Source organism: Caldimonas taiwanensis NBRC 104434 (assembly GCF_001592165.1).
In the GTDB taxonomy this organism is placed as follows: domain Bacteria; phylum Pseudomonadota; class Gammaproteobacteria; order Burkholderiales; family Burkholderiaceae_C; genus Caldimonas; species Caldimonas manganoxidans.
Genome location: NZ_BCWK01000003.1, coordinates 209,532 through 224,381, shown reverse-complemented (window position 1 = coordinate 224,381; position 14,850 = coordinate 209,532). Strand labels below are relative to the sequence as shown.

The following is a 14,850-nucleotide window of genomic DNA, read 5'->3' as shown; positions in this document are numbered from 1 at the left end:
CGGGCGCGCCACGGGAGCTTGCCATGGAAACCATGCCCATGCCGTTGCAGCCCTCGGAGCCCGAGGCACGCTCGGCCCTGGACGACTTCCGCATCACCGACCCGTTCGAGATCGTGGCCTTGCTTCGCCAAATGCAGGAGCAGAGGTCCTTGCTCACGATTGCGACGCCACGTGGTGCGAGCTTCGTCACGACCATTTTCGAGTTGAACAAAGCCAAGGGCGTGTTGCGCTTTGCGGTCGATGCGCATGAGCCGCAACTCGAGCGGGTGCTCGACGCCGATGAGGTGGTGGCCGTGGGCTACCTGGACAGTGTGAAGATCCAGTTCGACCTGGAAGGCTTGGTCCATGTGCACGGAACTCGTGGTGAAACCGCCCTCAATGGCAAATTGCCCCGCGAGTTGTTCCGATTTCAACGCCGTGCCAGCTACCGGGTGCGTCCGCTGTCGAAGGTCGGACCTTCGTTGCGCATGCGGCACCCCGCGCTGGAAGACGTGTGGTTGGATTTGCGCATCATCGATGTCAGTATCGGCGGCTTGGCCGTTTTCGTGCCTGAGGGCACGCCGCTGCTGGAGCCGGGGACCGTCATCGCGCAGTCGTTCATCGAACTCGATGACGATACTCGTTTCAATGCCAGCTTGAGAATCGCGCACATCTCTGCCGTGAATGACACGGGCCAGGGGGTCCGTATGGGGTGCGAGATGGAGGGCATGAGCGGCGAGTCGTTGCGCGCGCTGCAGCGTTTCATCGACCAAACGCAGAAGCAGCGCCGCTTGATGGCGCTGGATCGCCCTTAAAGATTGGGGTGCCATGCGGGCGGCTGCCGGGCCGCTGCCAGGCCCCTGCCTGATACCTGCGGAACTGGCCGAAATTCCCTCGCTATTCCGGCTCAAGAGTGGGGCTTGGCTTTTCACAATGGCGATGAGCTCATCCGACCATCGCCATGTCCAGCGACGCCCAAGACCGTAACCTACCAGCCTCCGAGCGCAAGATTCGCAAGGCGCGTGAGGAAGGCCAGGTTGCGCGCTCGCGTGACTTGGGCCATTTCCTCATCGTGGCCGGTGGCATCGTCGTGGTGATGGCCGCCAGCCCGTGGATGACCGGCTGGCTGCTGGACATGATGGCCACGGAGCTGCGATTTGGCGTTGCCGAGGTGCAAGACAGCGCCCGCATGGCCGAGCGTCTGGCTGGCGCGATCGCCAAATTTCTGGCGTTGACGGTACCGCTGGGTTTGGTGGTGGCCGGTGTCGCGGCCTTGGGCGCGGTGGTCAGCGGAGGCTGGAACTGGACGATGAAGGCCCTCAGGCCGAAGTTCGGGAAGATGAATCCCGTCCAGGGGCTGGGGCAGTTGTTTTCCAAAGACAACTTGGTTCAGGCGCTCAAGGCCAGCGTGCTGGCCGTGATCCTGGGGCTGATCGGCGCGATCTATTTGTACCGTCGGCTCGATGCGTTTCCGGCCGTCTTGGGCATGGCGCTGCCGGCGGCGGTGGCGCAGGCAACCGACCTCATCGTGGCCGGGGTGGCCCTGTTGTTGCTGGCCCTGGGCGGGTTTGCTGCCATCGATGTGCCGCTGCAGCGGCATCTGTTGAAGAGCCGGCTCAAGATGAGCCACCGCGAGCTCAAGGACGAGCACAAAGAAGTCGAGGGCAACCAGGAAGTCAAGTCCAAGGTCAAGGCCCTGATGCGTGAGAACGTCAAGCGCCGCATGATCGCCGCAGTGCCCAAGGCCGACTTGGTGGTGATGAACCCCACGCACTACGCGGTGGCGCTGAAGTATGAGGAAGGCCGCATGAACGCACCGCGGGTGGTGTCCAAAGGCGCAGATTTGTTGGCCTTGCGCATCCGTGACGTGGCCCAGGCGGCCAAGGTGCCGGTGCTGCAGGCGCCGATGCTGGCGCGGGCGCTGTATGCCCACGCCGAACTCGACCGCGAGATCCCGGCGTCCTTGTATGCCGCGGTGGCGCAAGTGCTGGCCTACGTGTATCAGCTGCGCGCGGCGATGGCCGGACAGGCGCCGATGCCGGGAGAGCTGCCGGCCCTGCACGTGCCGCCCGAGCTGGACCCACACCACGGCAAGACGCCGGCTGAGACTGCCGAGACTGAATGATGAGCCACGCTTCCATTCCTGCCCTGCCTCGCCCTTTGCAGGATCTGCTGGGCGGCCTGCCCCTGAAGGCCTTGGCGGCGCCGTTGCTGGTGGTGCTGATCCTGACCATGATGGTGCTGCCGCTGCCGCCGTTCATGCTGGATTTGCTGTTCACCTTCAACATCGCCTGTGCGCTGATGGTGATGATGGTGTCGGCCTACATGGTGCGGCCTCTGGACTTTGCGGCCTTCCCCGCGGTGTTGCTGTTGACCACGATGCTGCGCCTGTCGCTCAACGTGGCGTCCACGCGCGTCGTGCTGCTGGAGGGGCATACCGGCACGGGCGCAGCCGGCCAGGTGATCGAGAGCTTCGGGCACTTCCTGATCGGCGGCAATTTCGCCGTGGGCCTGATCGTGTTCGCGATTCTGGTGGTGATCAATTTCGTCGTGGTCACCAAAGGCGCCGAGCGCATCGCCGAGGTCGGTGCGCGCTTCACGCTGGATGCCATGCCAGGCAAGCAGATGGCCATCGACGCGGACCTCAACGCCGGCCTGATCGACGAAAAAGAGGCCAAACGCCGTCGCGCCGAGGTCGGCGAGGAGGCGGAGTTTTTCGGCTCGATGGATGGTGCGTCCAAGTTCGTGCGTGGCGATGCGATCGCCGGCATCTTGATTTTGATCATCAACATCGTGGGAGGGCTGGTCATCGGCATGGTCCAGCACGGTTTGAGTGCCTCGCAAGCGGCCAACTCGTACATCTTGCTGGCCGTCGGCGACGCCCTGGTGGCCCAGATCCCTGCATTGTTGATTTCCATTGCCGCTGCGATGGTGGTCTCGCGCGTGGGCAAAGAGCATGATGTGGGCACACAAATCACAGGCCAGGTGCTGCAGTCGCCCAAGGCTTTGGGGATCACGTCGGGCGTCATCGGGCTGATGGGGGTGATCCCGGGCATGCCGCACCTGGTGTTTCTGGCCATTGCCGCCGGGCTGGGTTTTGCGGCCTACCGTTTGCATGAGCACCAGCAGAGGGCGCGCCGCCAAGCCCAGCATACGTCGGCCGCCGCCCAGCAAGTCAGCCCGAATGCCGAGGCGAGCTGGGACGACTTGCAGCCCGTGGACGTTCTGGGCCTGGAGGTGGGCTACCGGCTGATTCAGCTCGTGGACAAGGATCGGCAGGGGGATTTGCTGGCTCGCATCAAGGGCGTGCGGCGCAAGTTCGCGCAGGAAGTGGGTTTTCTGCCGCCGTCGGTGCACATCCGCGACAACCTTGAGCTCAAGCCCAGCGTCTACCGCATCACGCTGCGCGGCGCCGTGGTCGGCGAAGGCGAATGTTTTCCAGGTTTGCTGCTGGCGATCAACCCAGGGCATGCCAACACCCCCTTGATCGGCACGGCCACCACCGATCCGGCCTTTGGCCTGCCGGCGGTGTGGATCGAAGAAGCCCAAAGAGAAAGCGCTCAAATGGCCGGCTATACCGTGGTTGATTCCTCGACCGTGGTGGCCACTCATCTCTCACACTTGATGCAAGTCCATGCCGCCAAGCTGCTTGGCCGCACCGAAGTGCAACAGCTGGTGGATCACGTGACGAAGTTGGCTCCCAAGCTCATCGAAGACGTGGTACCCAAGATGATCAGCATTGCCACGCTGCAAAAGGTGCTCCAGATGCTGTTGGAGGAGTCGGTGCACATCCGCGACATGCGCACCATCGTGGAGACGCTGGCCGAACATGCCGGCAGCGTGACCGATCCGGCCGAGCTGGTGCGCCGCATTCGAGTGGCTTTGGCGCCAGCCATCGTTCAGCAGATCTTCGGTCCGGTCAAGGAGCTCAATGTGATCGCCATCGAACCGGAGCTCGAGCGCTTGGTCACCCAGGCCCTGACCTCACCTGCCGGCGCCACCCTCGATCCCGGCGTGGCCGAGCATCTCACACAGGCTGCAGCCCAGGCCAGCAAGAAGCAAGAGGATCTGGGGGTGCCGGCTTGCCTGCTCGTGCCCGATGCCATCCGACCCGCGTTGGCCCGGTTGCTTCGGCGGGCGGCCCCGCGTCTGGCTGTGCTGGGCCACAGCGAAATTCCTGATACCCACACCATTCGCATCGGCTCCGTGATTGGAGGCACCGCATGAACGTCAAACGCTTTGTCGCGAAAACGTCGCGCGACGCCTTGGTGCAGGTGCGCCAGGCTTTCGGCCAGGATGCCGTGATCCTGTCCACCCGCCCCTGCAAGGAAGGGGTGGAGGTGCTGGCCATGGCACCCGAGAGCATCGCCGCACTGGAGACCTTCAGTCAACCGACGGCGGCTGCGAAGGCGCCGACCCGCCATCCGGAGGGCGCACCGAAGACCATTCCTGCGGCCCCTGCGGTGGCCAAGGACGTGGAGCAGCTGGCGATGAGCACGCTGTCGTTCCAGGACTATGTCCGTGAGCGCATGCTCAAGCGGCGGCAGGCGGCCTTGCAACAACAAGCGCAGATGGCCGCCGCCGCCACGCATCCGGCGGCGATGCCCTCGGCCGCGCCGGCTGCGGCCGCGCCGTCGGCAGCCAGTGTGCCTGTGGAGCAACGCCTGGCCGAGCGGGCCGCGCAACGCAAGGCGGCCCGCATGACGACAGCGGCGCAGGAGTTCGGCGTGGCACCGCAGCCGGCCGCCGCAGCGCCCGTGCCCGCGCTGGCTGACGAGCCGCTGCGCAGCCCGGCGGCTCAGGCCACGCCGTCGGCCGAGGACCGCGCGATGCTTGCGGAGCTGCGTGAGATGAAAGGCCTGATCGAGGAGCGCTTCGGGGCGCTGGCCTTCATGGAGAAGATGCAGCGCAATCCGGCTCAGGCCCAGCTGACGCAAAAGCTGCTCGATTGCGGCTTTTCCCCGGCGCTGATTCGCAAGCTGGCTTCCCACATTCCGCAGGATGCGGCCGACCTGCATGCCTGGGTGGCCAATGTGCTGGAGCGCAATTTGCTGACCGGCGAGCATGGCCCGGCGCTGGAGGACGAGGGCGGTGTCTACGCCCTGGTGGGCTCCACCGGCGTGGGCAAGACCACCACGACGGCCAAGCTGGCCGCGGCCTTTGCCGCGCGCTATGGTGCAGCGAACCTCGGGCTGGTGACCTTGGATGCCTACCGTGTCGGCGCGCACGAGCAATTGCGGGCCTATGGTCGCATCATCGGGGTGGCGGTGCACACGGCGCACGATCGTGCCGCGTTGGAAGACTTGCTGGATCTGCTGGCCTCCAAGCGCATGGTGTTGATCGACACGGCGGGCATCGCGCAGCGCGATACCCGCACGCAGGAACTGCTGGAGATGGTCAGTCACCGGCGCATCCAGCGCCTGCTGGTGGTCAATGCTGCGGCGCAGGGCGAGACCATCGAGGACGTGCTCATCGGGTACCGAGCCAACCAGTGCAAGGGAGTGGTTCTGTCCAAAATCGATGAGGCGGTCAAGCTCGGGCCGGCGCTGGACGCGATGATCCGCCACAAATTGCCGGTGCTGGGCGTGGCCAACGGGCAGCGTGTGCCCGAGGACTGGCATCGCATGTCGGCCCAGGCCTTGGTGCACCGGGCGCTGCGGGGCGGAGGCAGCGCGGCCTACCGCCTGGACAGCGATGACGTCAATCTTGTTTTCACTGCGCCGCCGACCTCGCGGGCGCTGGCTGCCGGAGCGGTGCATGTCTGAGCGTGCCGTCGATCAGGCCTACGGGCTGCGACGCCTGTTCGCCCACCACACCGTGCATTTGCTGCCAGTGGCGGCCAATCCGTTCACGCCGGGGGCGCATGTGCTCCTCGAAGGACTGTGCCATGGCTTTGCGGCCCAGGATTTTCATACCTTGGTGGTCGATGCGGCGCCCAGCCCCTACACCACCGGGGTGGACGTGGCCGAAGCCGTGGCTCGGGATCTCGACCTGGGCCAGTGGATCGACCCACTCGATGCCCACACCAGTGTGCTGGCGGCCAGCCCGACCTTGGCCTGGTTCGGCGAGGCGCCCGGCTCGGCCGCGCTGCTGTTCGAAGCTTTGCGAGAAGCAGCCCCCAGTGCCGATGTGATCGTCTTTCACGCCGATGCCGCGCTGCTCAGTGGCTTGTTCGCCGGCAGGCGGGTGCGCCCTCTGATTTTTGCCGGCGATGATGCCGCGAGCCTGACCGAGGCCTATGCGTCGATCAAGATCTTGCTGCAGTACGCCGGCCTGGGAGAGCATGCCGTCGTGATGGACCTGGGCACGCCGACCTTGGGGGTGCCTGTGGCGGCGACTCGCCTGGCGCATTGTGTGAAGCAGTTCCTGGGCGGCACGGTGTATTTGGAGGCCGTGGCTTGCACGGCACTGCAGTCCGAGGCCGATCTGGCCCGCGCGTTGCACCCCTTGTCCACCACCCTGTTGCACCACGCCTTGTCGTTCTCGATGCCTGAGGACCCAAGCGAAGACTGGGGTGGCTCGGCCCGGTTCGTGACGAATCCGGCCACCGCTCATGCGTTCAATTGATTGTGGAGCGCTTGCCCATGTACACCGCCAAAGGCCGCCTCGACCACCACGCGATGCTGCAGCAATACAGCCCGTTGGTCCGTCGGTTGGCGCACCAGATGATCGCCAAGCTGCCGGCCAACGTGGAGATCGACGACCTCATTCAGGTCGGCATGATCGGTCTGAGCGAGGCGCTCAGCCGCTTCGATACCAGCCAGGGCGTGCAGTTCGAGACTTTCGCGACCCAGCGCATCCGTGGCGCCATGCTCGATGAGCTGCGCGGGGCCGATTGGATGAGTCGTGGCAGCCGCAAGCAGCAGCGTTCCATCGAGGCGGCCGTGCATCGGCTCGAACAAAAGCTGGGCCGCGCGCCACTGGAAAGCGAGATCGCCCAGGAAATGGGGATCAGCTTGGCGGAGTACCAGGAGTTGCTCAACAAGGTGCGTGGCACCCAGCTCGTCTACCTGGAGGACATGAGTGGCGAGGAGGGGGACCACGACTACCTGGATCGTCATGTGGTCGACAAAGAGGCCGATCCGCTGAGCCAGCTCAACGACCGGCGACTGCGCGAGGCCTTGGTCGCCGCCATCAAGACCCTGCCCGAGCGCGAGCAGTTCGTGATGAGCATGTACTACGAACACGACATGAACCTGAAGGAAATCGCCGCCGTGCTGGGCGTGACCGAATCGCGGGTGTGCCAGCTGCACAGCCAGTCGATCGCCCGGCTGCGGGTCAAGCTGCGCGATTGGTGAGTCCAGTTTTTGAAACGAGCCGTTGCGGCGCTGCACGGTGAGGAGGCACACGATGTTGATGTTGTTCAAAGGCCGACCTGAACCGGCACCCGCCCCCCAGTCCCCGATGACCGAGCCTGCCGTGGGCGCCGCGATGGATGCACGCGCGCTGGTGCAGTCGCTGCAGCAGGAGACCTCGGGCCTCGGCCGCGAGGCCGCCGAGGTGCGCGGCGTGCTCGATGACAGCATTCGCAGTGCACAACGCCAGCAGCAGGCGGTCTCGACGCTGGCCCAACATCTGCGCGCCATCGTCGAAGCGCAGGATGGCATTGGGCACGTCACCGAGCACAGTCTGCAGGCCGTGGGGCGCGCGCGCGAGGCGGTCGAAGGTGTGGGCCACGGTGTGGCTGGCGTGGTCGATACGCTGCGCGAAGTCGCCGATGCTGCGCAGCAGATCACGCAGATTGCCATGCAGACGCGGCTTGTGGCCTTCAATGCGTCGGTCGAGGCCAAGCGGGCCGGCGAGGCCGGCCGAGGCTTCGCGGTCGTGGCCGACGCGGTCAAGGACTTGGCCGCGCGCGTGGAGGCTTCTTCCAAACAAATCATGAGCACGGTTGGCACGCTGGACGAGCGTATCGGCACTCTGGCGCGTGAGATTCGTAGCGACGGCAGTGAAGGCCGACAAGGCACATTCCACGCCGCATTGGCCGAAGTCGAAAGCGGCGTGCAGCGCATCGCCCAAGCGGCGGCGCACAGCCGGCAGCTCAGCACTGGCATGAATGAGGAGATGGCGCTCATCGAGCGCGAGACCGCTCAGACGACCCAGGCCCTGCAGCAGGCCCTGCAGCGCAGCGAATCCTTCCTCAAGCTGAGCGAACGCATGATGGAGCTGACCGCCGCCAGCGGGATCGAAACCGAGGACACGCCCTACATCCAAGCAGCTCAGCAAGCCGCCTCCGAGATCGCGCAGTTGTTGGAAGAAGCCGTGCGCAGCGGCGCGATCAGCCTGGAGGACCTGTTCGACGAGCAATACCGTCCGCTTCCTGGAACCAATCCGCCCCAGTGTGAAACCCGCTTCGTGGCCTTGGCCGATCGGCTGTTTCCTCAGGTGCAGGAAAAAATGCTGCAGCTGTCGCCCAAAGTGGTGTTTTGCATTGCCGTGGACCGCAACGGCTATGTGCCGACCCACAATCGCAAGTACTGCCAGCCGCAGCGTCCCGGTGACGTGGTGTGGAACACCGCCCACAGCCGCTACCGCCGCATCTTCAATGACCGCACCGGCTTGGCCAGCGCCCGCAACCGTCGGCCCTTCCTGCTGCAAACCTACCGCCGCGACATGGGCGGCGGCCGCTTCGTGTTGATGAAGGAGGTTTCTGCACCCATCGAGGTGCTGGGGCGGCACTGGGGTGGCCTGCGGCTGGCCTACCAGTTTTGAGCCACGGCCGGGCCGCCGGCGTGGCGCTGCGGCCCGGGCATCGCTCGGCGCCGGCCTGCGCCGGCGGGGGCGCTCCCCCAAATGGAGGATGAACGCCGCAGGCCTATCGGTCATCATCGGCGGTGATTTCCATGCATCGGGGGAGGGCGCGAGTGCCTTCTCCGCGTCCTCATCGTGTCGTCGTCCGTCCTCGTTCCTGGGGCTTGTTCATCCACTGCGAAGGTGCCGGATCGCGCCGGTTGCGCATCGGCGCAGACGCTGGCGGGGCTGTTTCTTTCGCGCTGCCGTGCCGATGGGCAGGCGCTGGCCTATGTGGGGCTCGATGAGCGAGGGGAGGTCGCTTGGACGCGCGCTCGTGGCGAATTGCTCCAGCGCGCTACGCACCTGGCTCACGGGTTGCGTGAGCGGGCCCCGGCGGGCGCGCGGGTGTTGCTGGCCTTCGAGGGCGGTGTCGAGGCGGTCGAGCTGTTCTGGGCCTGTGTGCTGGCTGCCCTGGTGCCCATCCCCGCGCCCGCGCCGGACCTGCGCCTGGGCGCGCGAGGCTGGGACCGTCTGCATCGCATCGCCGAAGATGCCGACGCCGCGCTCGGCGTGTGTGGGGGGGGCGATCGGGGCGAGGCCCCCCCAGCCTTGGGGCCGATGGCATGGGTCACGCCACAAACCCTGTGGGATGCGCATGGGGCGGCCCCAGCGGGCATGGCCGATGGCGCAGGCGTGCAGCCCCAGGATGCGGCGTATTTGCAGTACACCTCGGGCTCCACGCAGGCCCCTCGGGGGGTGGTGATCACCCATGCCCAGGTGCTGGCGCATGGGCAGGCACTGGCCCATGTCGTGGGCCAGCGGGCGTCGCTGCCGGCACGCGCCTTGAGTTGGTTGCCTTGGTTTCATGACTATGGGCTCGTGATGGGCGTGATCGAGCCCTTGCTGCGCGACAGCGTGTCGTATTTGATGCCGCGGCGGGTCTTCATGCGGCGACCGCTGCGTTGGCTGGAAGCCATTGCGCGTCATGGCATCTTCATCAGCGGGGCCCCGGATTTTGCCTATGCCGCTTGCGTGCGCGCCTTGTCTCGCGAGCCGGGGTGGAGCGCCGACTTGCGATGTTGGCGACTGGCCAGCTGTGGCGCCGAGCCGGTGCGGGCGCCGACGCTGGCGGCTTTCGAAGCGGCTTTCGGGCCTTTCGGATTCGACCCTGCCGCCTTCGCGCCGGCCTACGGCTTGGCCGAAGCGGTGCTGACGGTCAGCCTGTCGCCGCAGGTCCGTGCGCCACGGCGTCTGGTGCTGTCGGCCGCCGCCCTCGAGCAGGGGCGGGTCCAACTGGTCGCTCCCGATGCCCCTGACGCGCGCACCTCGGTGTCTTGTGGGCCGGTCTTGCCGGGGCTGATGCTGCAGGTCGTGGACCCGGCGGCAGCGCATGCGCTGGGCGAGGCACAGGTCGGCGAGATCTGGGTGCGTGGCCCCAGTGTCGCGCAACGCTATTGGCAGGGCGCGGCCGATGAGGTGTTCTCGGCACGGTTGCGGGGTGAAGGCGAGGCTTGGCTGCGTACCGGCGATCTGGGCTTCGTCTACGAAGGAGAGCTGTACATCACCGGCCGGCTCAAAGACCTCATCATCGTCGGCGGGCGCAATCTGTATCCCCAGGACATCGAGGCCGAAGCGCTGGGGGCCCACCCGGCGCTGGCCGAAGGGACGGCGCTGGCTTTTGGCGTCGAGGCCGCCGCAGGCGAGGCGGTGGTGGTCTTGGCCGAAGCCCGCGGCCGCGTGGCCCTCACCGAGGCAGGGGCGATCGCGCAAGCCGTTCGATCCGCCGTGTCGGCCGCCTTCGAGGTCGAGGTGGCCGAGGTGCTGGTGCTGCGCGCAGGCAGTTTGCCGCGCACCGCCAGCGGCAAACCCCAACGGGCACTGGCTCGGGAACGCTACCGGCAGGATGGCTGGCGGGCGCAGGCCTGGCCACTTGGCCCCGAGGTCGCGGCCGCAGCGCCCCAGGGGGTGCATCCTGCCGTTGCGGCCGCCTGGGACGCGGTCCTGGGGGCCGGACGGGCGGCCGACCCGCAGGCCCATTTTTTCGAGCAGGGCGGCGACTCCCTGACGGCAACGCAGCTCGTGTCGCGGCTGCGGGCTCTCAGCGGGGTCGAGCTGTCGGTTCGTCAGCTGTTCGAGTCGCCCACGCCGGCCGGTTTGAGCCGGTGCTTGGAACAGGCCGCGACGGGGGCCCCGGCCTTGGCGCCCACGCCGTTGCCTGTGGCTGTCGAACCGGTGCTGTCCTTTGCCCAGGAACGCATGTGGTTCATGCAACAGCTGGCACCGGCCAGCACGGCCTACCACATGCCGCTGGCCTTGCGCTTGCTCGGCCGACTCGATGCCCAGGCCTTGCAAGCCGCGGTCGACGAACTGGTGCGGCGACATGACATCCTGCGCACCGTGTTCGTGCTGGAGGGGCAGACCGTGCGTCCCCAGGTGCGGGCCGAAGCGCCCATCGCCATCGAGACCGTGCAGCCGCCGGGGCAGGCGCGGGGGGCGGACGATCCCGCCGTCCATGCCTTGCTGGCACGGCTGTCGCAACAGCCCTTCGATCTCGCTGGAGGGCCACTGATGCGCCTGTACCTGCTGCCACTGGGCAGCGACGAGCACGTGTTCCTGATCGTGCAACACCATCTGATCGGGGATCAGTGGTCCTTTGCCGTGTTGGCTCGGGAACTGGCGGCCGCGTATGCCCGCCACCACGGTGGCAAGCCGGGCCCTGCGCCGAGCGCCCCGTCATGGCAGTACGCCGATTTCGCGGCTTGGCATCGTCAGTGGTATGCGGGATGCCGTCATGCCCAAGAGCTGGCGTATTGGCGCGAGCAGCTGGCCGACTTGGAGCCCTTGGAGCTGCCGGCCGACCATCCCCGCCCGCCTCAGCCGGGCTACCAAGGTTCGCGCGTGCGTTTGCCCTTGACGGAGCACGTGCTGCACCGGCTGACGGCCCTGGGGGCAAGCCATCGGGCGAGCCTGGCCATGGTGATGATGGCCGTCTTCAAGATTTTGCTGTACCGGCACAGCGGACAGACCGATCTGGCCCTCGGCATGCCCATCGCAAACCGCCACCACTTGGCCACCGAAGACCTGCTGGGCACCTTCGTCAACACCTTGGTGCTGCGCAACCGGCTCGACCCTTGCGCGAGCTTCGAGACCTTTTTGGCACAGGTGCGTCACACCGCCTTGGAAGCCTATGCTCACCAGGACATGCCTTTCGAGCTGTTGGTGCGCGAATTGGGGGTGGGGCGTGACAGCAGCCGCTCCCCGCTCTTTCAAGTGCTCTTCAACATGGTCAACGTTCCGCTGGGCGAGATCGAATTTCCCGGGCTGCGCTGGTCACGGCTGGATTTCGACCGCCAGGCGGCCCAGTTCGATGTGGCCGTCATCGTCGATGCGGAGCTGGATCGCTCGGTCATCTTCGAGTACGCGCTCGATTTGTTCGAGCCGTCCACCGTGCAGCGCTGGGCGCGTCACTATCTTGCCTTGCTCGAGGCCGTGGTGAGCATGCCGGCGCGGCCCATTGCCGAGCTGCCCATGCTCGCGCCGCAGGAGCTGGAGACCTTGCGCGCCTGGGCCGCAGGGCCGGTGCGGCCCTTGCCTGCGGGCGACGTTTGGTCTTGGCTGGCACCGGCCTTCGAGCGGCAGGCCACCCAGCCGGCGGTGGAAAGCGCCGATGGCGTGCTGAGCTATGAGCAGCTGGGGCGGCGCAGCCTGGCCTTGGCGCGCGCCTTGCGCCAGCGTGGCATCGGCACGGGGCAGCGCGTCGGGTTGAGCTTGCGCCGGCACCCCGACCTGTTGGTGGCTCAATTGGGCGTGCTGCGCTCGGGGGCGGCTTACGTGCCCTTGGACCCGACCTATCCCAGCGCCCGCCTGGCCGACATGGCCGAGGACGCCGCCTTGGCCTTGCTGATTGCCGAGACCGTGCCATCCTGGGCCGCGGGGGTGGCCACGGCCCGTGTCGCGGACTTGGTGGAGCAGGGGCAGGCCCTGCCTGAGGACGACGCCGCCTGGCCGATCGCGGCGCAGGACCCGGCCTACGTGATCTACACCTCGGGATCGACCGGGCGCCCCAAGGGGGTGGTCGTGCCGCACGGCGCGGTGGTGAACTTTCTGGCCAGCATGGCCTGTGAGCCGGGCATGGCGCCGGGCCAGCGGTGGCTGGCCGTGACCACTTTGAGCTTCGACATCGCCGTGCTGGAAACCTTGCTGCCCCTGGGCTGCGGTGCATGCATCGTGCTGGCCACGGACGAGCAAGCTCGCAGCGGCAGCGCGCTCAGGCACTGGCTTGAAAGCGGCCGCATCACCGGCATGCAGGCCACGCCGTCGCGCTGGCAATGGGTGCTGGAGGCCGGCTGGCATGGCCCTGCCGGCGGCTTGAAGGCCCTGGTGGGCGGTGAGCCCCTGCCGCAAGAGCTGGCCGCGCGATTGCTCGCGGCGGGGGCCGAAGTCTGGAACCTGTATGGCCCCACCGAGACCACCGTGTGGTCCACCTGTGCGCGCATCGTCTCTGCATGTCCTGAACAGCTGACGATCGGACGCCCCATCGCCAACACCGTGGCCTGGGTGCTGGATGCGCAGCGCCAGCCGTGCCCGCAGGGCGTGGCCGGTGAGCTGTATCTCGGGGGGGCAGGCTTGGCTCTGGGCTATTGGCGCCGCCCGGAACTGACGTCCGAGCGCTTCATCCAGTGGCGCATGGGCCCTGGAGAGCCGCCGCAGCGCCTCTATCGTACCGGCGACCGGGTGCGCTGGCGCGCCGACGGCCAGCTCGAGCACTTGGGCCGATGGGATGATCAGATCAAGCTGCGTGGCCACCGCATCGAGCCGGCCGAGATCGAGGCCGTGCTGACCGCGCACGAGCAGGTGCACCGGGCTGTCGTGATCCGCCGTGAAGACCGTCCGGGTGATGTTCGGCTGGTGGCCTATGTCCAGGCCGATGTGCCGGCCGCCGCCCACGACGATTTGCGCCATGCCTTGCGCGAGCGGTTGCGCGCCCGCCTGCCCGACTACATGCAGCCGCAGCACCTCGTCTTCATCGACCGCCTGCCGGTGTTGCCCAATGGCAAGCTCGACCGTCGTCGCCTGCCAGCCCCGGCCGAGCCGGTGGCATCCGATCGGTGGGTGCCTCCTCGCCATGCGGCCGAACAGGCCTTGTGGGACATTTGGGCCGACGTGCTTGGACACCGCCGCTTCGGCGTGCACGAAGACTTTTTCGACCTGGGTGGGCATTCCTTGTTGGCCGTTCGATTGGTCCAACGCATCGAGGCTCGGCTGCGCGTGCCCTGCAGCCTGGCTCAGGTGTTCGAGCATCCCACCGTGGCCACCCTGTGCGAGGCGTTGGACAGCGGGTCCCGGCTGCACGAAGCCACGATGGTGTGCTTGCAAGCGCAGGGCACGCAGCCACCGTTGCACTGTGTGTGCGGTGTGCACATTTATCAGCCGCTGGCCGACGCCTTGGCCCCGCAGATGCCTGTGTATGGCTTGTTCGTTCCTGCCGAGCTCGGATTCCTCGATGCGCACGGGCATCCCCGTCATGGCGGCCTCACCGTCGAGCGTCTGGCGGCCGACTACCTGTGTTTGTTGCGCGAACGACAGCGCAGCGGACCGTATCGCTTGGCCGGGCTGTCCTTCGGCGGACTGTTGGCCCTCGAGATGGCCAGGCAACTGCGCATGGCCGGTGAAGTGGTGGACTGTGTGCTGATGTTCGATACGGCCCGCCCCCTGCGCCTCGTGCCGGAGGGTTTGCAATGGCTGCGTCGTCAGGGCCATCGGTTGGCGCGGGGCCGCCTGCCGCTGGCCGCACGCCTGGGGCGCGGGCGCGTGACGGTGGCCCCCCCGCAGGCCGCTGGAGGCGAGGGGCCCGACGCCGAGCTGCTTCGCGTCCGTGAACGCCTGTATCAGCGAGCGCGCCGCGCTTACCAGCCGCGGCCCTACGACGGCTTGGTGATGCTCGTGCGTGCGCTCGAGACCGAAGCGCTCACGCCCGATTTGGGATGGCAAGACGTGCTCAGCCGGCTCGTGGTGCGCGAAGTGCCCGGCGACCATTTGAGCATCTTGCGCGCTCCCCAGGTGCAGCAGCTGGCGACCCATGTCCGGGAGCTGCTTGCGCAATTGGCGCCTGCGGCCTGAGGCAAGGTGCGGCCGCGC

Annotated in this window: 8 protein-coding genes; all 8 read left to right on the top strand. The window is 67.1% G+C overall.

The window, feature by feature from the left end:
• The first annotated feature begins 23 nt into the window (after positions 1-23).
• Positions 24-794: a flagellar brake protein gene (locus CTA01S_RS04360; RefSeq protein WP_084362291.1), complete on the top strand. Its 771-nt coding sequence runs from the start codon at positions 24-26 to the stop codon at positions 792-794.
• Between the two features lie 146 nt (positions 795-940).
• Positions 941-2,104 carry an EscU/YscU/HrcU family type III secretion system export apparatus switch protein gene (locus CTA01S_RS04355; protein WP_062192569.1) on the top strand — a complete coding sequence of 388 codons (1,164 nt, stop codon included), beginning with the start codon at positions 941-943 and terminating at the stop codon, positions 2,102-2,104.
• Positions 2,104-4,206 (top strand): flagellar biosynthesis protein FlhA, encoded by a 2,103-nt coding sequence (gene flhA, locus CTA01S_RS04350; protein ID WP_157451291.1) that lies wholly within the window; start codon positions 2,104-2,106, stop codon positions 4,204-4,206. Before CTA01S_RS04355 ends, flhA begins: the two co-directional genes overlap by 1 nt.
• On the top strand, positions 4,203-5,744 hold the full coding sequence (flhF, locus tag CTA01S_RS04345; protein ID WP_062192564.1) for a flagellar biosynthesis GTPase FlhF: 1,542 nt from the start codon (positions 4,203-4,205) through the stop codon (positions 5,742-5,744). The genes flhA and flhF overlap by 4 nt, the downstream gene beginning before the upstream one ends.
• Positions 5,737-6,546 carry a hypothetical protein gene (locus CTA01S_RS04340; protein WP_062192559.1) on the top strand — a complete coding sequence of 270 codons (810 nt, stop codon included), beginning with the start codon at positions 5,737-5,739 and terminating at the stop codon, positions 6,544-6,546. The genes flhF and CTA01S_RS04340 overlap by 8 nt, the downstream gene beginning before the upstream one ends.
• A 17-nt stretch (positions 6,547-6,563) precedes the next feature.
• Positions 6,564-7,277, top strand: a complete 714-nt coding sequence (locus CTA01S_RS04335) for an RNA polymerase sigma factor FliA (protein WP_019559152.1) — start codon at positions 6,564-6,566, stop codon at positions 7,275-7,277.
• 106 nt (positions 7,278-7,383) lie between these two features.
• The gene (locus tag CTA01S_RS04330; protein WP_232300985.1) at positions 7,384-8,691 is read left to right on the top strand and encodes a methyl-accepting chemotaxis protein; all 1,308 of its coding nucleotides are present in this window, start codon (positions 7,384-7,386) and stop codon (positions 8,689-8,691) included.
• Between the two features lie 222 nt (positions 8,692-8,913).
• Positions 8,914-14,832 (top strand): non-ribosomal peptide synthetase, encoded by a 5,919-nt coding sequence (locus tag CTA01S_RS04325; protein ID WP_062192550.1) that lies wholly within the window; start codon positions 8,914-8,916, stop codon positions 14,830-14,832.
• Positions 14,833-14,850 lie beyond the last annotated feature (18 nt).